Origin of the sequence: Mycobacterium sp. SMC-8 (assembly GCF_025263565.1) — a bacterium.
Lineage (GTDB): Bacteria > Actinomycetota > Actinomycetes > Mycobacteriales > Mycobacteriaceae > Mycobacterium.
This window is the reverse complement of sequence record NZ_CP079865.1, coordinates 1,866,400-1,886,030: the sequence shown is the minus strand read 5'-3', so window position 1 is coordinate 1,886,030 and position 19,631 is coordinate 1,866,400. Positions and strand designations below refer to the sequence as shown.

Below are 19,631 nucleotides of genomic sequence, written 5' to 3'. Positions count from 1 at the left end.
ACATGACACTCGACACCACGATGGCCGCCCAGCACGCCGCCCGTTGGGCAGATGCGCTCGGTAACGACACCGATGCCGCGGTCGCACTGTACGCCGACGACCTGGTCTACGACGACCACATGGACTCCGACCACGTGATCGACACCGCGATCACGAAGGACGAGCTGCAGCCGCGGCTCGCACCGTTCGCCAACAAGAACCCGGACAATGGCGTCGGGGTCCACACCTTCACGGCCAACGAGGCATTCCAATTGGCCGGCGTGAACGGGAATCCCGCCGTGGTCATCCTCTGGGACTGGACCGGTGAAGGACTGGCCACCTTCCGCGGTGTGCCGACCGACGGAAAGACGCTGACCACCAGGGGGATCACCTGGCATCAATTGGACGCCGACGGCAAGATCGCACGCGAGACCACCTACTGGAACGACACACCGGTGCTGCAGGAACTCGGACTTCCGATCATCACCCCGGAGTACTGGGTCGAAGGATTCGACCCAGCCGCCCTGGCACAGTAGGGAGTTCGTTTCATCGTGGAGCATTCCGACACCGGCATGTGGGGCGTATTGCCCGAGGTCCTCGATCGGGCCTGCACCTACTACAGCGATCGCGTTGCGATCGTCGACGGCGACCGCAGCCTCACCTATCGAGAGCTGTGGTTGTGGCGCAATCGCATTGCCAACGCGTTGATCGCCGCCGGTGTGCAGAAGGGGGACCGGGTCGGGTTGTTGATGCCCAACTGCCTGGAGTTCATCCCCATCCAGCAGGCCGTCTGGGCGGCCGGCGCGGTGTTGGTGCAGATGCCAACCCGCGCCGCCGCCGACGGCTTCCGCTCCAACCTGGCACAGACCGACGCCACGACCCTGCTCTATCACGCCAAGTTCGAAGAGTCAGTGGCCTCCATCCGCGACGAGTTGCCCAAGCTGCAGACGGTCATCCGCGTCGGTGAGCCCGTTGCCACGCTGACCGAGGCCGCCGACTTCGCCGCGGTGGTGTCCGCGGCGGCGGACACCCGGCCCGACGTCGCCATCGACGAGCACGACGAAGCCTACGTGCTGTTCACCTCCGGCAGCACCGGCGAGCCCAAAGGTGTTGTCAATTCCCACTACACGTGGAGTTACTACGCGATATCGGCGGGCCTGGAGATCGGCGACATCCGGTTCGGCGAGGTCTTCGCCCACGGCGCACCGCTGACCCACTTCACCCAGATCTTCGTCATCCCGACGTTCATCCGGGGCGGGACCAACGTCATGCTTCCCGGGCTCGACGTCGAGACGTTGTTGACCAACATTGAGCGCCACCGCGTCACCGCCACCGCCGTGGTCCCCACCATCATCTATCTCCTGCTCGACCACGCCGGCCGCGATCGCTTCGACATCACCAGCCTGAGCACGATGATCTACGCCGGCGCACCGATGGCCCCCGAGCGGCTGCGACAGGCGCTGGACACCTTCGGCCCGATCTTCATCCAGACCTACGCCGGCACCGAGCAGGGTTACGTCTCGTGCCTGCGCAAGCACGAACACCTCGCCGCCGAGGGGGAATCGCACGAGGACTGGGTCGCCCGGCTGGCTTCGGCCGGACGTCCGATGTTCGCGGTCCAGGTCAGCATCCGCGACGACCGGGACAACGTGTTGCCGACCGGGGAGGCCGGCGAGATCTGCACCCGCCAATTGGGCCAGATGCTCGGCTACCTCGACGCGCAGCGCAACGCCGAGACGGTCCGCGACGGCTGGGTGCACACCGGCGACGTCGGGCGCCTCGACGACCGCGGTTATCTGTACCTGGTCGACCGCAAGAAGGACATGGTCGTCAGCGGCGGCTTCAACGTGTTCCCCCGCCAGGTCGAAGACGTGCTGTGCACCCACCCCACCGTCGCCCAGGCCGCGGTGATCGGGGTGCCGGACCCCAAATGGGGAGAGGCGGTGCTGGCGATGGTGGTAACCCGCCCGGGTGAGATCACCGGCACCGAGCTCCAGCTCGAACTGGTCAACCATGTCAAGCAGGCGCTGGGCAGCATCCCGGCACCCAAGAAGATCCTGTTCACCGACGAGCTGCCGCTGAACCCCGCAGGCAAGGTCGACAAGAAGGCCATCCGCAAACCCTATTGGCAGAGCAACTCCCGACAGATCGGGTAGCTAGGAGACAGGCAATGAGCAACCACTATTCGCTCTACATCGACGGCAAGTGGATCGACACCGACGACAACTACGAAATCCGCAGCCCCGCGACGGAAGAACTCGTCGCCACGGTGGCCAAGGGCGATGTCTCACATGTCGACGCGGCCGTGGCTGCCGCCAGGGGCGCGTTCGACGAGGGCACCTGGCGGCGCACACCGCCGGCCGAGCGGGCGGCGCTGATCAACACCGTGGCCGAACGCCTCGCGGCGCGCACCGAGGAACTCGCGGCACTGCAGTCCCGGGAGAACGGCGCCACGATCCGCATCACCGGCGCCCTGCATGTCGGTCTGTCGGCCGCGCAACTGCAATACGTCGCCGCTATCGCACGGGACTACGAGTGGGAGACTCAAGGACCCGCCATCGAACCGGTACCGGCCGCCGGGATCGTGGTGCGCGAACCGATCGGCGTCGTCGCGGCGATCGTGCCGTGGAACATCCCGCTGCTGACCACGGTGTGGAAGATCGGGCCCGCGCTGGCCGCCGGTAACTCGGTGGTGCTCAAACCCGACGAGCACGCGCCCCTGCTGCCGTTGGAGCTGGCCCGCGAGTTCGACGCAGCCGGCCTACCGCCCGGCGTCCTCAACGTCGTCACCGGGGACGGCGAGCCCGTCGGTGCCCACCTGTCCGGGCACCCGGGTGTGCGCAAGGTGGCCTTCACGGGCTCGACCGCAGTCGGCAAGAGCATCCTGCGCCAGTCCGCGGACTCCATCCGGCGGGTCACCCTCGAGCTCGGCGGCAAGGGCGCCAACATCATTCTCGACGACGCCGACATCGAGATGGCCGTGGACGGCGCACTGTTCGCCTGCATGGCCAACAACGGCGAAGCGTGCGAAGCGGGCACCCGCCTGCTGATCCCGAACAGCCGACGCGACGAGATCCTCGACAAGCTGATCGCCCGTGCCTCCACCCTGCGGCTGGGAGACCCCCTACAGCCGACAACCCATGTCGGACCGATCATTTCGGCACATCAGCGCGACCGGATACTCGAATATTTCGAGATCGCCAAGGCAGAGGGCGCCACCGTGGCCCTGGGCGGCGGTGTGCCCGACGGGCCCGGCTTCGACAAGGGCAACTGGGTCGAGCCGACCATCTTCGTCGATGTCACCAACAACATGCGCATCGCCCGGGAAGAGGTGTTCGGTCCGGTGCTGGTGGTGCTGACCTACGACTCCACGGACGAGGCGATCAAGATCGCCAACGACACCAACTACGGCCTGTCGGCGGGTGTGTGGGGAAGCGAAGAGAACGCTCTGCAGGTGGCACGCCGACTGGACTCCGGCATGGTGTGGGTGAACAACTGGCATGTGATCCACCCGGCCTACCCGTTCGGCGGGTACAAGGAAAGCGGCCTGGGCCGTGAGGGCGGACCCCACGCGATCGACGAATACGTCGAGGAGAAGTTCATCTCGATCGACCGGTCCGGCGGTATCGAGAACAAGGCGTTCGCGATCGTCATCGATCCCGCCGTCTGAAAGTTGGGGTGAAGAAATGACATTGCCGACGAGCGTGCAGGAAGACCACGACATCACGGTGCACAAGCCGCCGCGGGTCGGCATCACCCATGGCGATCAGGTCTGCATGGATTCGACGGCACCGTCGGTCCGCATCCGGGGCAGGGATCTTCGTGAGGTGGCTCAACGCGCCCGCAGCACCCGTGAACAGCAGCCGGGCGTCGACGTCCTCGTCGACATCGACGTGATGATCGCCCCCACCGCACCCGCCGCCCGCGAACTGATGGCGGCCGCGGATCCGGACCGGCCGGCCGGCACCCTACGCTACGTCGGGACGCCGACCGGCCTGGCCGGCCTGATCAACGACCTGCACGCCCTCGGCATCGCCGACGGGGCCGTCCTGCAACCCCTGCTGGCATCTGTCGCCGGACTCATCGAGGAGAGCACCTTGCCCGCCTTGAACACGATGAACGCCAATGTGTTCGGTTCACCCGAATCGCAGTCGGCATGACCGTCTCGGCCGCTTCCTATCGCGCCGCACTGCGCCGCCACGCCGCCGGGGTGGCAATTATCACGCTGACCTCCGATACGGGTCCGGTGGGATTCACCGCGACCTCGTTGGCGTCGGTGTCCCTGGATCCACCGTTGGTGTGCTTCAACATCACCCACACCTCGTCGAGCATCGCGGCGCTGCGCAAGGCCTCATCGGTGGTGGTGCACATCCTCGGCGAACATCAACTCGACCTGGCGCGCAGGTTTTCCCGCAGCGCAGAACACCGGTTCAGCGAGCCGGAGTCCTGGTCGCTGCTCGACACCGGCGAACCGGTGCTCAGCGGTACGCCGACCTGGTTGCGGGCCAGTGTGAACCAGTTGATACCGGTCGGGGACTCGACGCTGGTGATCGCGCAGGTCGACCACATCCACTGCGACGACCGTGACGGCACCCCCCCGGCACCGCTGGTGTACCACGACGGCACGTTCCTGGCGACCAGTCCGCTGCCCGCGGTCGGTTCATGAGGCTCGTCAGCCGCCGTTGAGCGCCCACGCGATGGCCTGGGCGCGGTTGACCGCACCGTATTTGCGGAGGATGTGCTTGACGTGCGATTTCACTGTGCCTTCGGTGATGACGAGCCGGTCGGCGATCTCCTGATTGCTGGCCCCGGTCACCATCAGGTCGAACACGTCGGCTTCGCGCTCGGTGAGGGTGACGGGCGGTCTGCCGGTCTGCCCGTCGGTGTCGCCACAGCGGTCAACCTCAGCCCCGCGCGGGGTATCCAGGCCGGACTCGCACAGTTCGTCTATCCGGTCCACCGCACCGAAGAACAGCTCGCGCACACTTTCCCGCTGCGCCCGCAGACGTTCCAGCAGAACCGCCCGTTCGTAGAGGTGGCTGAATCCGTCCGCGAAGGCCCACGCCACTTCCCGGTCCGCCTCATCGACCCTGCGCGCCAGCGGATGGTGATCGGTGTGCAGGAATCCGACGACATCTCGACCGTGCAGCACAGGGGCGACCAGATAGGACCGCGACCGGCCGGCCTGCACGATCAACGGGCGGTACACCGGCGCGGTGTCGGTGTCGTGCACCAGTGAGGGCCGGCGTCGCGACATCATCTCGGCTTCGGGGGCGTCCCGCACCAGCGGCACGGTCTGGTTGATCCAGTCGCTGAACCAGGAGCCACCGGCGACGGCCGACCGGTCGTGGAGCATCAGCGGCTTCCAACCGTGACTCTCGACCTTCGACAACACCGCCCGGTGAAAACCGCACCGCAACACCAACTCCTGGCAGGCGTTGTCGAGCAGTGCCGCAGAACTCGGGACTCCGCGCAGCCTGCTCAGACCGGCCGCACAGTCGGCGAGGCGCTGGCCGCGCATGGCGGTGTCGTGCAGATACCAATCCATCGCCAGCCGTTGCAGATCGAGGACGAGGCCGCAAAGCCGTTGTGCGCATTCGACTTCGTTGCCGGAAAGGCGACGCAACGAGTCGATACACAGGTGCGTGAGGGCGGAGATCGCCTCGGCCGACCGTTCGGGCACGTCCCACTCGACTGCGGGCAGCGTCACCGCGCCGCGCAACTCCCGCGCAACCAGCTCACGCAGGCCGCGCAGTTGGTCGACCAATTCGATCTCGCGCGTCCACCACTCGCCGCTGGGACGAGCCCCCGCTGCGGTGCGCGCACTGTCGCTGATCATCGAGACACTCATCGTCGCCGCCTCTCGCGGTCTCGGGATTCTCGCAGGTAGCACGCGATCGCCGCGGCACGATTCCCGGCGCCCAACTTGTGCAGGATGTGCTTCACGTGGGACTTGACAGTGCTTTCCGCGACCGTCAGCCGATCGGCGAGCTGCGCGTTGGTGGCTCCGCTGGCCAGCAGGGCGAGGACTTCTCGTTCCCGCGCAGTCAGCCGGGCCAGCCGCGACCCCTCGCGGCCCGCACCCCGGCTCTCGCAAATCCCGGCGGCAGGCGCAGGCGCGTAGACCCGGTCGGGTGTCTGGGCCCCGACCTCGGACCCGAGGCCGAATGCCGCAGTGGGGTCCACCTCGTCGAGGCTGCGCACCGCGGCTTCGCACACCTGGGTCACCGCACGCCGCTGTCGCTCGCTGCGCTCGGCGAGCACCGCGCGCTCGTAGACCAGGCCGACGCCGTCGGCGAACATCCGCAGAAGGTCACGATCCAGGTCGGTCAACACCCGCCCCGGCGCCGCAGACGAGGCGTGGATGAGACCGATGACGGCCCCCTCGGCCACGATGGGGGCAACCACGTATTGCGTTGTGCCGGTGCGTTCGACGAGCGGTCGATGAACACGCGGCTCGTGGCCGGCATCGAGCACCAACGCGGGCAGTCGACGGCGCACTACTTCCGCCTCGACAAGCGGAGAGGCCAACGGGATATCCGATGTGTCCACACCGCAGCCTGATTCGTCCACATCGACCGTGACGCGGCCGTCGGCGCCCATCTGGTAGCGCACCACAGGCTGCCATGTCGATCCGGCGACTCGCGAAACGATGACCCACTCGAAAACCGCTGTGCGGCAAATCTCCAGGCCGGCTTGCTGGAGGACGTCCGGCACCGCGGTGTTCTCCCGCAGCAGGGCCAGAGCATCCAACATGCCGCCCAGATCCCGACCGGCCCGCGCGGCCGTCACCGTCATCATCCGGTGTGAGACCGCGCTCGCATCGGCCAGGCGGTCCGCCATCTCGGCGAAACCGACGTTCCCTGGTACCACGCTGATTTCTATGACTCACTCCTCCCGGGACGCGTCGATGCGGTTACCGGTTTACTAACTGACACCATCATTGGTGACGTGGGTCACTTTGTCAATCGGTATGGGCCGAGATCCTTGAGCAGGACTTTCAGGCCAATCGCCCGGGTTGCGCGGTGGTTGCGACATTGACCCGTCCACCGCCGTTAGTTATTTTGAATTCACTACGTCCGCAAGAGTCGAGGTGCATGTGCCCATTCCCTCCCGGAACCTGCCTTGGGCAGGACGCCTCAGGCTGCCGGCGATCGCCGCGCCGATGACCAGCGTCTCCACCCCCGAGCTGGTCATCGCGGCCTGCCGCAGCGGGGTGATCGGGTCCTTCCCCACGCACAACGCCGCGACCACTCGGGAACTCGACGACTGGTTGTCCCGGGCGCAGTCCGAACTCGCCGCCGACGCGGCCCCGGTCGCGCCCAACCTCGTGGTACACCGCAGCAACCCCAGACGGGACGACGACCTCGCCGTTCTCATAGACCACGCAGTGGAGTTGGTCATCACCAGCGTGGGCAGCCCCGCCCCGGTCATCGAACCCCTGCACGACGCGGGAGCCAGGGTCTTCGCCGATGTCGCGAGCCTCGAACACGCCTGGCGGGCGCTGGATGCCGGCGCCGACGGGCTGGTGCTGCTGACCGCCGGTGCGGGAGGCCAGACCGGATCGGCCAACCCTTTCGCGTTCGTCCGCGCGATCCGGGAGAATTTCGACGGACCGGTCGTGCTGGCAGGCGGGATCAGCGATGGTCGCGCAATACTCGCCGCCCAGATCCTCGGCGCCGACTTCGCCTATCTGGGTACGAGATTCATCGCCACGCGCGAGAGTGCAGCCGGCGACGACTACCGCGACGCGCTGGTGGCAGCGACACTCGACGACGTCCGACTCTCCGATCGGGTCGGCGGGATACCGGCCAGTCTGCTGTCCTGCTGGCTCGACGCCCAGTCGGCCTCCGGGTCCGACGAGGTGGGGTCCGGTTTCACCCAGGAACAGCTGCTGACGAACCGGGACGCCTGGAGTGCCGGCCACAGCGTGTCGGGGGTGCACAGCGTCGTCGACGTCGCGGCCCTGGTCGAGGAACTGTTGGCCGGTTACACCACCGCCCGCCGTGAGCTGAAGATAATGATCGATGGATAGCTATCGATCGAGACGGGTCTGTGAAGTACTCCGCTCGTACCCATCATCTCACCAGTTAGAGGTGTCTTTCGGAGCGCCCTTGGTGCGGGCGTCACGGTCATTTAGCGTATCTGCATTCACTTTTGTTCTGACACCATTGCGAGTTCACCGAAAAGGTCGCCCATGACAGTCCTGACATCGGACGTGGATCCCGCCTCCGACGCCTTCCAGCTCAACCGCGAGGTTCAAAGTGCCGCCGTAGCGGAGCTCGACGAACAACTGCGGCTGGTCGCCGACGGCGGCGGCGAGCGGTATGTGAAGCGGCATCACGACCGCGGCCGGCTGCTGGCCCGCGAACGCATCGAACTGCTCGTCGACCGGGATGCGCCGTTCATGGAGCTGTCCGCGCTCGCCGCCTGGGGCACGGAGTTCAACGTCGGTGCGGCCATCGTCACCGGTGTGGGTGTCGTCTCGGGCGTCGAATGCATGATCATCGCCCATGACCCCACCGTCCGGGGCGGCACGATGAACCCCTACACGTTGCGGAAGAACCTGCGCGCACTCGAGATCGCCCGCGTCAACCGATTGCCGGTGGTCTATCTGGTCGAGTCCGGGGGCGCGGACCTGCCCACCCAATCGGAACTGTTCGTCCACGCGGGCAAGATCTTTCACGACCTGACCGAACTCTCCTCGATGGGAATCCCGACCATCTCCCTGGTGTTCGGCAACTCCACGGCCGGTGGTGCCTACGTTCCCGGGATGTGCGACTACGCGGTGCTCGTCGACAAGCAGGCCAAGGTCTTCCTCGGCGGGCCCCCACTGGTGAAGATGGCCACCGGCGAGGAATCCGATGACGAATCCCTCGGTGGCGCCGACATGCACACCAGGGTGTCCGGACTCGGCGACTACTTCGCGGTCGACGAGACCGATGCGATCCGTATCGGCAGGGACATCGTCGCTCACCTCAACTGGGACAAACTCGGCCCGGGACCGACCCAACCGGCTGACGAACCCCTCTACGACGCCGAGGAACTGCTGGGTATCGCCTCCGGAGACTCCCGGGTTCCGTTCGACCCTCGGGAGGTGATCGCGCGGATCGCCGACGGATCGCGATTCTCGGAGTACAAACCGCGATGGGGCACCAGCCTGGCCACTGGCTGGGCGTCGATCCACGGTTTCCCGGTCGGGATCCTGGCCAACACCCGCGGCGTGCTGTTCAGCGAAGAATCCAAGAAGGCAACGGAATTCATTCTGCTAGCCAACCAGACGGACACCCCTCTGATCTTCCTGCAGAATGTCACGGGATTCATGGTGGGCGCTGAGTATGAACAGGGCGGCATCATCAAGGACGGCGCGAAGATGATCAACGCCGTCACCAACAGCACGGTCCCGCACATCACCATCAACATGGGCGGGTCGTTCGGCGCAGGCAACTACGGGATGTCCGGTCGCGCCTACGACCCGAGATTCATGTTCAGCTGGGTCAACGCCAAGCTCGCGGTGATGGGCGCCGCCCAACTCGCCGGTGTGCTGTCGATCGTCGGCAAGGCCGCCGCCGCGGCGGCCGGGCGCGAATTCGACCACGAGGCCGATGCCAAGCGCACCGCCGAGATCGAGGCGCAGATCGAGAAGGAATCGCACTCCTTCTTCGTGTCCGCCCGTATCTACGACGACGGTGTGATCGATCCTCGTGACACCCGGTCGGTACTCGGGATGGCCTTGTCGGCAGCCCATTCCAATGTCGTCGAAGGCCGCCGCGGCTTCGGCGTGTTCAGGATGTGAGACGCAGAAAATGACAACTACCACCATCACCAAACTGCTCATCGCCAACCGCGGCGAAATCGCCGCCCGCATCATTCGTACGGCCAGGGCGATGGACGTCGCCACCGTCGCGCTGTACTCGGATGCCGACCGCGACGCCCCCTACGTCTCAGAGGCCGACGAGTCGGTCCATCTGCCCGGCACCGCACCCGCGGACACCTACCTGCGGGTCGATCTAGTGCTAGCCGCCGCGGCCCGCACCGGCGCAGATGCGGTGCACCCCGGCTACGGATTCCTCTCCGAGAACGCCGATTTCGCTCGAGCTTGCGCGCAGGCCGGCGTGATCTTCGTCGGCCCCAGCCCCGAGGCGATCGTCGCGATGGGATCCAAGATCGCGGCCAAGGACATGATGCGCGCGGCCGGCGTGCCGGTGCTGCCCGGCACCACGGTGGAGTCCGAGGAGGACCAGGATCCGGAGCGGTTGCGCACCGCGGCCGCCGACATCGGCTTCCCGATCCTGGTCAAGGCCGCGTTCGGCGGCGGCGGGCGCGGCATGCGCATCGTGCGCGGCGAAGACGAGCTCGTCGAGGCGGTGGCCAGCGCGCGCCGCGAGGCGGCATCGGCGTTCGGGGACGGAACCGTGTTCCTCGAGAAATTCGTCGAATCTCCCCGACACATCGAGGTTCAGATCTTCGGCGACAGCCACGGCACCGTCGTCCACCTCGGTGAACGCGAGTGCTCGATCCAACGCCGGTACCAGAAAATCATCGAAGAGGCGCCGTCGACCGCGGTCGATGAGGGATTGCGCGACGAACTGGGCCGCGCCGCGGTGGCGGCAGGCAAGGCCCTGTCCTACGAAGGCGCGGGCACGGTCGAATTCGTGATGGCACCCGACGGCTCCTTCTACTTCCTGGAGGTCAACACCCGACTGCAGGTCGAACATCCGGTCACCGAACTGGTGACCGGGATCGATCTGGTGCGGGCCCAACTGCTGGTCGCCGCAGGCCACCCGATCCCCTCCGAGATGCTGCACGCCACGCCTCGCGGACACGCTGTGGAAGTCCGCCTCTACGCCGAAGACGTCGCCGCAGGATTCATCCCGGTGTCGGGAACACTCACCACGCTGGAATTCCCGACGTTCGACGGGATCCGCATCGATGCGGGCTTCACCTCCGGATCCAAGGTGAGCACGTTCTACGACCCGATGCTTGCCAAGGTGATCGGCTTCGGCGCCACGCGCGCCGACGCATGCGCCCGGGTTGCGCGGGCACTGACCGAGACTCGCGTCCACGGCGTTACGACCAACCGCGACCTACTCGTCGGGATCCTGCGCGAGCAGGAGTTTCTGGCCGGCGCAATCGACACCGGCTATCTCGAACGTCACGATCCCGTGGAGTTGACGGGTGCATCGTCCAGCGTCTCGACGCTGCGCACCCACGCCCTGGCGGCAGCGTTGGCGGCGCAGGCAGGACGCCGAGCTGACACCCGGATCCTGCCCGGACTGCCCTCGGGCTGGAGAACTCTGCACAGTCAGGACCAGGTCGTGGCCTTCACCGCGGGCGACCACACCGTGGAGGTCAGGTACCGGTTCGGGCGGGCGACCGTGTCGGTACGCATCGGCGACTGGGAACCGGAGGTCCAGATCGTCGCGTCGTCCGCTTCGTGCCTGGACGCCGTCATCGACGGTGTCCGTCGTCAGTACCACCTGACTGTCTCGGGGACAACGCATTACGTCGACAGTGGGCTGGGATCGTCGGCCCTGACCGAAGTGGACCGGTTCCCCGATCCGAGTGCGAACCAGGAACCTGGATCGCTGCTGGCCCCGATGCCCGGTTCGGTGGTCCGGGTCGAGGTCGACGAAGGCGCCGAAGTGGCGTCGGGCACAACGATCGTGGTGCTGGAAGCGATGAAAATGGAGCACTCTGTTCGTACGCCCGCCGGCGGTGTCGTCGCATCACTGTCCGTCGCGGTCGGTACACAGGTCGAGTCGGGTCAGGTGCTCGCCGTCGTCGCCGAGGCGCAGTCGTGAGCGTCACCCATACCGTCTCCGCCGACAAGGCGTTCTGCGCCGAAGACAAATTGACGACGCGGAAGCCACCGGTATGGAAGGGCATCTGAGCTGTGGACCACGACGCCTACAGACAACTTCTGGCTGACCTCAGCGCCGAGTCCGACTACCTCACCGGGCACCTTCGCGCGCTGAGTTTCCAGCAGTGGGGCCTTGCCACCCCCGCTGCCGGATGGGGAATCCAGGACCAGGTGACACACCTGGCCTACTTCGACGATGCCACGGTGATGGCCCTGCAACAGCCGGACGAATTCCGCCCGTTCGCCGATGCCCTGATGGCCGACGGCATGGATTTTCCCGACCGCATCGCGGCCAATCACCGAATCCTCGCTCCGGAGAGCATGCTCGACTGGTATGCCGATTCGCGGGCGAAACTGCTCGATATGCTCTCCAAGCACGAACCCCGGGACCGGATGCCGTGGTTCGGCCCCGACATGAGCGCCGCCTCGGCGGCGACCGCCCGGCTGATGGAAACCTGGGCACACGGCCAGGACATCTACGACGCTCTAGGCATCGAACATCCGCCGAGCCCGGGGTTGAGGAGCATCGCCCATCTCGGCGTGGCGACATTCGCCTTCTCACACCGGATTCACGGCGTCGAGGTTCCCTCTCATGCGGTGCACGTGGCACTCGACGCGCCCGACGGTGGCCTGTGGACCTGGGGCCCCGGTGACAGCGCCGACAAAGTGCGCGGTTCCGCAGAGGATTTCGTCCTCGTGGTGACGCAACGCCGACATTGGACTGAAACCGACCTGGTGGCCGAGGGCTGCGCCGCGAAGGGATGGCTCGAACTCGCACAGGCCTACGCGGGTGCGCCCAGCCGCCGTCTACCAGAGGTCACACCGTGAGCACACGCCCCGTCCGAATCGGAAACGCATCAGGGTTCTACGGTGACCGCCTCACCGCCATGCGCAGCCTGATCGACGGCGGTGACATCGATGTGATCACCGGTGATTATCTTGCCGAGCTGACCATGCTGATCCTGTGGAAGGCGCGGCAGAAGGATCCTGAAACCGGCTATGCCCGAACTTTTCTGACGCAATTCGCCGATGTCGTCACCGACTGCGCCGACCGCGGCATCAAGATCGTCGTCAACGCCGGTGGACTGAACCCGGCTGGGATGGCCGGGCAGGTCCGCAGGATCGCGGCCGCGGCCGGTGTGGACATGAAAGTCGCCCACGTCGAGGGCGACGATCTGATGCCGAACCTGCGCTTCCTGCAGGACAGCGGAATCGCTTTCGAGCATCTTGACACCGGCATCGCGCTGGCGGATTCGGATCGCTCGCCGATATCCGCGAACGCCTACCTCGGTGGCTGGGGTATCGCCGCAGCCCTGCGTGGCGGTGCCGACGTCGTGATCACCGGTCGGGTGACCGACGCCGCGCTAGTCGTCGGAGTCGGGGCCTGGTGGCACAACTGGCAGCCCACCGACTACGACGCGCTCGCCGGCGCGGTCGCCGCCGGCCACATCATCGAGTGCGGCCCGCAAGCCACCGGCGGCAACTACTCGCAACTGGACGAGATCACCGATCGCCGGTACCCGGGCTCCCCCATCGCCGAACTCGCCTCGGACGGCGGATCCGCCATCACCAAGCACCCCGGCACCGGCGGCCTCGTCTCCGTCGGCACGGTGACCGCCCAACTTCTGTACGAGGTCGCCTCACCGGCCTACGCCAACCCCGACGTCGTCGCGCACTTCGACACCATGGCGGTCACGCAGGACGGCCCCGACCGTGTCCTGGTCACGGGCACCGTCGGCAGCCCCCCTCCGCCGACGCTGAAGGTGGCGATGAACGCCATCGGCGGCTACCGCAACACCATGACAATGGTGCTCACCGGACTCAACATCGAAGACAAGGCCGCCTGGGCAGCCGACGAGCTGTTCGAAATATTGGGCGGCAAAGATACTTTCGATGACGTCGACGTGCAGCTGCTGCGATACGACCGACCGGACCCCACCTCCCTGCCGGAGGCGACGGCGCATCTGCGGATCACCGTCAAGGACCGCGAGCTGGCCAAGGTCGACCGCGCGTTCTCCAACGCGGTGGTGGAACTGGCGGTCGCGGGCTACCCCGGATTCCACACGACCACTCCCCCGGGATCGGCCAGCGAATTCGGGGTGTACTGGCCGACTCTGGTACCTGCGACGACGGTGGAACACACGGTCATGCATGCCGACGGCACCCGCGAAGTGATCCCGCACCCGGTGCGTACCGAGCCGGCAGGGCCGGAGCTGACGGTCGACACCATTTGCGCGCCAGTTGATTTCGGCCGGACCCTTCGGCGTCCGCTGGGGAACGTGGTGGCGGCGCGTTCCGGCGACAAGGGCGGAAACGCCAACGTCGGCGTCTGGACCGACACCCCCGAGCGGTGGGACTGGCTGCACGCGCATCTGAGCGTCGAACGCCTGCGGGAGCTGATCCCCGAGGCTGGAGGGCTTCCGATACGGCGTTACGCATTCCCGAACCTCAAGGCGCTCAACTTCGTCATCGTCGGATACCTGGGTGAGGGCGTCTCGTCATGCACGAGAACCGATCCGCAGGCGAAAGGTCTCGGCGAATATCTGCGCGCACTGCACACCGACATCCCCGAAAGGTTCGTCAAGTAATGGACTTCCTGGAATCACCGGAACACCGCGACCTCCGACAGGCCGTCGGCGCCGTCACCGACAAGTACGGACCCGGGTACTTCGCGGAGTGCGCTACGGCCGGAGAACCCACCACCGATCTGTGGCAGGACCTCGCCGCACACGGCTTCATCGGGATCAGTCTGCCTGAGGAGTTCGGCGGCGGCGGTGCAGGGATGGCTGAACTTGCCATCGTCTGCGAAGAAACCGCCGCACACGGATGCCCACTGCTGCTGCTGCTGGTGTCCTCGGCGATCTCCGGTGAACTGATCGCCAGATACGGCAGCGCGGAGCAAAGGCAGGAATGGTTGCCCCGCATGGCATCCGGGGAGACGAAGGTGGTCTTCGCGATCACCGAACCTGACGCCGGATCCAACACCCACAAGATCAGCACCACGGCCCAGCGAGACGGTGACGACTACGTCCTCACCGGCACCAAGTACTACATCTCCGGTGTCGACGAAGCCGGCGCGCTGATCGTGGTTGCCCGGACGGCCCCGGAGAAACTGTCGCTGTTTCTGGTGCCCACCGATGCGCCCGGGTTGGTCGCGCACCGACTGCCGGTCGGTATCAGTCTGCCCGAAAAGCAGTTCACGCTGCATTTCGACAATGTCCGACTGCCGGCGACAAGTCTTGTCGGCACCGAACACGAGGGCTTCCGTCAGGTCTTCGACGGGCTCAACCCGGAGCGGATCACGGGCGCTGCGGTGTGCCTCGGCGTCGGGCGACACGCCATCGCGAAGGCAGCCGACTATGCCCGCGTCCGCTCGGTGTGGGGACCCGCGATCGGTTCCTACCAGGCAATCTCGCACCCGTTGGCGCAGGCGCGAATCGAAGTGGACCTGGCGGCGATGATGACCGCGAAGGCGGCGTGGCTCTACGACAACGGCCATCCCGCCGGCGAGGCGTCGAACATGGCCAAGTACGCCGCGGCCGAAGCGGCGGTCGCGGCCGCCGACCAGGCGATTCAAACCCACGGCGGCAACGGGCTGTCTGCGGAGTACGGTCTGCTCCCCCAGTGGGGCCTGGCGCGATTGTTGCGGATCGCTCCGGTCAGCCGGGAGATGATCCTGAACTACGTGGCACAACACACCCTCGCACTCCCCCGGTCCTACTGAAACTCGAGGTCACCGATGCTCATCCACAGCACCGACAAGCGCGTCCGGACAGTGACCTTCGACCGCGCAGAGGCGATGAACGCCTTCAACGAGGCGCTCTACCACGCCACTGCCGACGCACTGCTCGACGCCGCGAGCGACGATGACGTCGCCGTCGTGGTTCTCACCGGACAGGGACGCGCCTTCTGCGCGGGCACCGATCTGCAGGAGATGCTGGACCGGGATCCTTCAATCCCGTTCACCGAGGGGGCCCATGGCTTCCGCCGGCTGATCGACAGCCTTATCGACTTCCCGAAACCGTTGGTGTGTGCCGTCAATGGAATCGCCGTCGGATTGGGCACCACCCTTCTCGGCTACGCCGACCTGGTCTTCATGTCGACGAGTGCCCGGCTCAAATGCCCGTTCACCAGTCTCGGCATCGCACCCGAGGCGGCGTCGACGTATCTGCTGCCTGAGCTGATCGGTCGACAGAATGCCGCGTGGATTCTGATGTCCTCGGAGTGGATATCGGCCGAGGAGGCGCTGGCGATGGGGCTGGCGTGGAAGGTCTGCGAGCCGGCGGAGTTGATGCCTACCGCCTTTGACTATGCCGAACGCCTCGCCGCGCAGCCTCTCGAGAGCCTCGTCGCCGTCAAGCAGGCGATGGGCGCTGCACACGCCGCGGACATCAGGGCTGCGCTCGCGCTGGAGAACGCGCTCCTCGACAGGCTCGTCGGCGGTCCGGCGAACACCCAGGCGCTCAACGGCTTCGCCGCCGCTCGAGCATCCCGGGAGCGATGAGTTGCCCGGCGTCGCCTGGACGCTACTCGGCGGTGCCATCCTCGCGGAGGTGATCGCTACCAGCATGTTGAAGTCCACCGAGGGCTTCACCCGGTTGTGGCCGACGCTGGCATGCCTGCTCCTCTACGGTGCCGCCTTCATGTTGCTCGCCCAGTCGATCTCGCATGGCATGCAGGTCGGTATCGCGTATGCGCTTTGGTCCGCGATAGGCACCACGGTCATCGTCGCGGTGGGTGTCACCTTCCTCGGAGAGCCGATCTCGACGCTGAAAGTGATCGGCGTTGCGCTCGTGGTCTCAGGAGTCGTGACACTGCAGCTCGACGGACATCAGGCCTGACTAGTCTTCGCACCCTCGGCGCCGGCGCGCTGCACGTAGTTCTCTGCGGCCCGCGCGATGAAGTCCTCGGTGGGTTTCGGCTGCCAGCCCAGCTCGCGGGTGGCCTTCGCGTGGCTGGCCGGTGAGGTGTGCGCCAGCAGGAAGGCGCTCTGCCTGCTCATCGGAACCTGAACGGGCAGTATCGATCCCACTGCATCGGCGAGGCGGGCGAAGCCGTACACCACGGCCATGGGGACACCGAAGCGGGGCCGGCGGGCGCCCACCGCGTCCGCCGCGGTGGTGAGCAGCTCGCGGTGCGTCATGAACCGTTCGGAAGCGATGTAGCGCTCACCGACGCGTCCCCGAAGCGAAGCCCGCAGCATCGCATCGGCCGCATCGTCGATGCCCACCACCTCGGCACCGACACCCTTGACATAGAACGGCAACTTGCCGAGCGCTGCAAGCTGGACGAACATGCCCTGGCGCGGCTGAAAGTCCGGTGGCCCGTACGGGTTCGAGACGTTGACCACGACGGCAGGCAGCCCACGTTCCGTAGCGTAGGACAGCACCAGCTGCTCGGCGGCACGCCTGGACTCGATGTAGCCGCCTGCGCGGTCGGCCCAGTTGAACGGTGTGTCCTCGTCGACGGTCTCCCCGTTCTCCCCGACGGCGATGGTGCCGATCGTGCTCAGGAACACGAACCTTTCCAGGTTCGCGGCCGCTGCGACGTCGAGCACCTTGCGAAGGCCTTCGACGTTGGTCGCGAACAGTGGTGCGGGATCCTTGAGCTCCGCCCTGGTGTCGACGATGCAGTAGTACACGACGTCACGGTCCGCCATCGCGGCTGCGGCTGTCGCGGGGTCGAACGGATCCCCGACAGCCCGCTCGACGTCGATCCTGTCGACTCCCTTGGTGGAGCTGGACTTTCGCAGCAGCACGCGGACGTCGGCGCCACCGGCGGCGAGTTGGCGGGCCACACAGGCCCCCACGTTGCCGCTGGCACCCATCACCAGGGCCCGCTGGCCTGCCACGTTCACGTCGTCGTCGCTCGTCACAACGACACGATAACCGAGGACGATACGGTAAGAGCGACGGTCAGCGGTTACTCGACGTGCTGGCGAAGCTCGGAGGCAGCGTCCGACTCGGTGTCGTACACCCGCACGATCGCCTCGTCGCCCTTCTTGAGGTAGGTGGACTCACCCAGCGGCGTGTACCGGGTCGCCCCGATACCGATCAACACGTGCTCGGGATGACCGCTGGCGACCATCAGCGCGCCGACGTCCTCGAGCGGGGTGTCCGGCGAGCCCTTCTGGTTGGCCAGCCGCTCCACGATCCAGTCGAGCAGCACTTCTCCGTAATAGGAGTAACCGATGAGCGGGCTGTCGACGCCGTAGTCGTGTTCCTCACCGTCGCTGTTGAGATGGCAGACCAGACGCAGGGTCGCCGTGGGACCGTCCGGGGTGAGGTCGCTGATGTCGAAGAACTCGGCGGCGACCCCCTTGGACGCGGGCCCCCAGTTCTTCTTGTGGCTGATCTTCTTCGCCCCGGGCCTGCGGATCGAGCAGTCGTTGAACGCCCCCAGCGCGAAGGGTTGCAGCGTGACGATGGTGTCGCCCTCCCACACCGCCCGGCATGCCAGTCCCACTTCGGGCTCGATCTGCAGGTTGAGCGGGCCGGAGAACTCGGGGCTTTCGGCCGGCAGCACGATCGCGTCGTGGGACAGTGGGAACTCGCCGAGGAAGGTGTCCGATCCGGGCGCGTACCAGGGGAAGATGCCCTTCGGCGCGGCACCCTCAGTCGTCACGTTGACGAAATCGGCGGCCTCGCCGGCCTGTTCCAGATGCCCGGCGAAGTTGCCGGCGACTCCGAAACCGAACCAGGTGCGCATCTCGTCCAGGGAGATTTCGATCACGCCCAGCAGCGTACGCGCAGGCCGTAGTCAGCTCGCGAGCGTGGTTTCGGGGTGCACGCCGTACCTGCCCCGGTAATACACCGCAAACGCTTCGACCACACCGAACCCCCAGCGCGCCGCGATGTCGGCCACGGTGGCAGTCGCGGGGTTGTTGGCGATCAGATCGCGGTGGGCGTGGTCCAACCGCACCTTGCGCAGGTATTCCTTCGGGGTGCAGCTCAAGTGGCGCCGAAACATCGCGGCGACCGACTGCGGAGTCACGCGGGCGGCCGCGGCGATGTCGCCCAGTGAGATGTCTTTGTCGGCGTTGTCGTCGATGAACGCCAGCGCGCGTTCCAGCAGCCGCGGACTGCTGTCCTGGACGCGGGGTGGGGCGGCCGCGGTGTTGGGGAACGCGGCGAGCACACATCCCGCGAGGTAGCGGAGCAGTGGACCGGTCACCAGGGGTTGCGAAGCCGCATGGGCATTGGACGCGACGTCGCGCCGCAGGTGTGACATCACGTCGGCGAGGTGGCGGTTCGCCTCCTCCGAGACCGGTGCCAGCGACGTCAGGTCGACAGGCTCGCCGGCTGCGTCCAACCCGCCGGAGGCCACCTGCGCCAACAGGTTCCGGTCCAGCACGATCGTGTCGTAACGGGCGTGGTCGATATCGCCGTGGATCCGTTCGCCGCGACGCCCGCCGAACGCCAGAACCGTACCGGCGCCATGCCGTTCCGGCGACCGACCAGGCAGGTGGCCGCCCAGCATCCCTCCGCGCACCCGGCACAGGAGTACATCCTCGGACGGGTCCATGTCGGCGATCACGCGAAAGTTGAACTCGGCGTCGTCGATAGTCAGCGGACCCACGCTGGACCGAAAAATCCGGGTCCGCCCGCCCGGGACGTCCCGGTCGGGCAACAGTCGCATCGCCGAATAGGCCGCGCTCAAGGCAGCCTCCACCTCGCCGATGTCATCGGCCTCGACGATCACCGCCTCACTCACGGGCGCCCCCCAACTGCGAATAGGCCGTCCGACAGTCAGCAGCATCTTCGCACCGGGGTACCCCACTTCAGGGACT

Annotated in this window: 18 protein-coding genes; 13 read left to right on the top strand and 5 right to left on the bottom strand. The window is 66.5% G+C overall.

Annotation, left to right across the window (positions count from 1 at the left end):
- The first annotated feature begins 2 nt into the window (after positions 1-2).
- From KXD97_RS09165 to KXD97_RS09145, 5 genes are read left to right on the top strand one after another with little or no spacing between them, the layout of a single operon-like run.
- Positions 3-515, top strand: a complete 513-nt coding sequence (locus KXD97_RS09165; RefSeq protein WP_260756404.1) for a ketosteroid isomerase-related protein — start codon at positions 3-5, stop codon at positions 513-515.
- Between the two features lie 36 nt (positions 516-551).
- Positions 552-2,135 (top strand): long-chain fatty acid--CoA ligase, encoded by a 1,584-nt coding sequence (locus KXD97_RS09160; RefSeq protein ID WP_260757897.1) that lies wholly within the window; start codon positions 552-554, stop codon positions 2,133-2,135.
- Between the two features lie 14 nt (positions 2,136-2,149).
- On the top strand, positions 2,150-3,649 hold the full coding sequence (locus KXD97_RS09155) for an aldehyde dehydrogenase (RefSeq protein WP_260756403.1): 1,500 nt from the start codon (positions 2,150-2,152) through the stop codon (positions 3,647-3,649).
- A gap of 16 nt (positions 3,650-3,665) precedes the next feature.
- Positions 3,666-4,139, top strand: coding sequence for a hypothetical protein (locus KXD97_RS09150; RefSeq protein ID WP_260756402.1), 474 nt, complete (start codon positions 3,666-3,668; stop codon positions 4,137-4,139).
- Positions 4,136-4,645 (top strand): flavin reductase family protein, encoded by a 510-nt coding sequence (locus KXD97_RS09145; RefSeq protein ID WP_260756401.1) that lies wholly within the window; start codon positions 4,136-4,138, stop codon positions 4,643-4,645. The genes KXD97_RS09150 and KXD97_RS09145 overlap by 4 nt, the downstream gene beginning before the upstream one ends.
- A 6-nt stretch (positions 4,646-4,651) precedes the next feature.
- Here the strand turns inward: KXD97_RS09145 and KXD97_RS09140 are convergent, their stop codons facing one another.
- Complete coding sequence (locus KXD97_RS09140; protein ID WP_260756400.1) at positions 4,652-5,830, bottom strand: LuxR C-terminal-related transcriptional regulator; 1,179 nt, start codon at positions 5,828-5,830, stop codon at positions 4,652-4,654.
- A complete protein-coding gene (locus KXD97_RS09135; RefSeq protein WP_260756399.1) occupies positions 5,827-6,852 on the bottom strand; it encodes a LuxR C-terminal-related transcriptional regulator in 1,026 nt (341 codons plus the stop codon). The genes KXD97_RS09140 and KXD97_RS09135 overlap by 4 nt, the downstream gene beginning before the upstream one ends.
- Before the next feature lie 292 nt (positions 6,853-7,144).
- On the opposite strand from KXD97_RS09135, the gene KXD97_RS09130 reads away from it, so the two are divergent.
- The 8 genes from KXD97_RS09130 (at position 7,145) to KXD97_RS09095 (ending at position 16,683) form a co-directional block, all read left to right on the top strand.
- A complete protein-coding gene (locus KXD97_RS09130) occupies positions 7,145-8,014 on the top strand; it encodes a nitronate monooxygenase family protein (RefSeq protein ID WP_260756398.1) in 870 nt (289 codons plus the stop codon).
- 162 nt (positions 8,015-8,176) lie between these two features.
- On the top strand, positions 8,177-9,775 hold the full coding sequence (locus KXD97_RS09125; protein ID WP_260756397.1) for an acyl-CoA carboxylase subunit beta: 1,599 nt from the start codon (positions 8,177-8,179) through the stop codon (positions 9,773-9,775).
- Positions 9,776-9,785: 10 nt separating this feature from the next.
- A complete protein-coding gene (locus tag KXD97_RS09120) occupies positions 9,786-11,783 on the top strand; it encodes a biotin carboxylase N-terminal domain-containing protein (RefSeq protein WP_260756396.1) in 1,998 nt (665 codons plus the stop codon).
- Between the two features lie 92 nt (positions 11,784-11,875).
- Complete coding sequence (locus tag KXD97_RS09115; RefSeq protein ID WP_260756395.1) at positions 11,876-12,670, top strand: TIGR03084 family metal-binding protein; 795 nt, start codon at positions 11,876-11,878, stop codon at positions 12,668-12,670.
- Positions 12,667-14,430 (top strand): acyclic terpene utilization AtuA family protein, encoded by a 1,764-nt coding sequence (locus KXD97_RS09110; RefSeq protein ID WP_396884875.1) that lies wholly within the window; start codon positions 12,667-12,669, stop codon positions 14,428-14,430. The genes KXD97_RS09115 and KXD97_RS09110 overlap by 4 nt, the downstream gene beginning before the upstream one ends.
- Positions 14,430-15,566 (top strand): acyl-CoA dehydrogenase family protein, encoded by a 1,137-nt coding sequence (locus KXD97_RS09105; RefSeq protein WP_260756394.1) that lies wholly within the window; start codon positions 14,430-14,432, stop codon positions 15,564-15,566. Before KXD97_RS09110 ends, KXD97_RS09105 begins: the two co-directional genes overlap by 1 nt.
- A 15-nt stretch (positions 15,567-15,581) precedes the next feature.
- Positions 15,582-16,346, top strand: a complete 765-nt coding sequence (locus KXD97_RS09100; RefSeq protein ID WP_260756392.1) for an enoyl-CoA hydratase/isomerase family protein — start codon at positions 15,582-15,584, stop codon at positions 16,344-16,346.
- Between the two features lies 1 nt (position 16,347).
- A complete protein-coding gene (locus KXD97_RS09095) occupies positions 16,348-16,683 on the top strand; it encodes a multidrug efflux SMR transporter (protein WP_011777660.1) in 336 nt (111 codons plus the stop codon).
- Here the strand turns inward: KXD97_RS09095 and KXD97_RS09090 are convergent.
- From KXD97_RS09090 to KXD97_RS09080, 3 genes are read right to left on the bottom strand one after another with little or no spacing between them, the layout of a single operon-like run.
- Entirely contained in the window at positions 16,674-17,717 is a 1,044-nt protein-coding gene (locus tag KXD97_RS09090) for an NAD-dependent epimerase/dehydratase family protein (protein ID WP_396884874.1), read from the bottom strand. The genes KXD97_RS09095 and KXD97_RS09090 overlap by 10 nt on opposite strands.
- A 47-nt stretch (positions 17,718-17,764) precedes the next feature.
- Complete coding sequence (locus KXD97_RS09085) at positions 17,765-18,574, bottom strand: DUF5718 family protein (RefSeq protein ID WP_222878206.1); 810 nt, start codon at positions 18,572-18,574, stop codon at positions 17,765-17,767.
- 27 nt (positions 18,575-18,601) lie between these two features.
- A complete protein-coding gene (locus KXD97_RS09080) occupies positions 18,602-19,555 on the bottom strand; it encodes an AraC family transcriptional regulator (protein WP_222878207.1) in 954 nt (317 codons plus the stop codon).
- Positions 19,556-19,631: the final 76 nt, after the last annotated feature.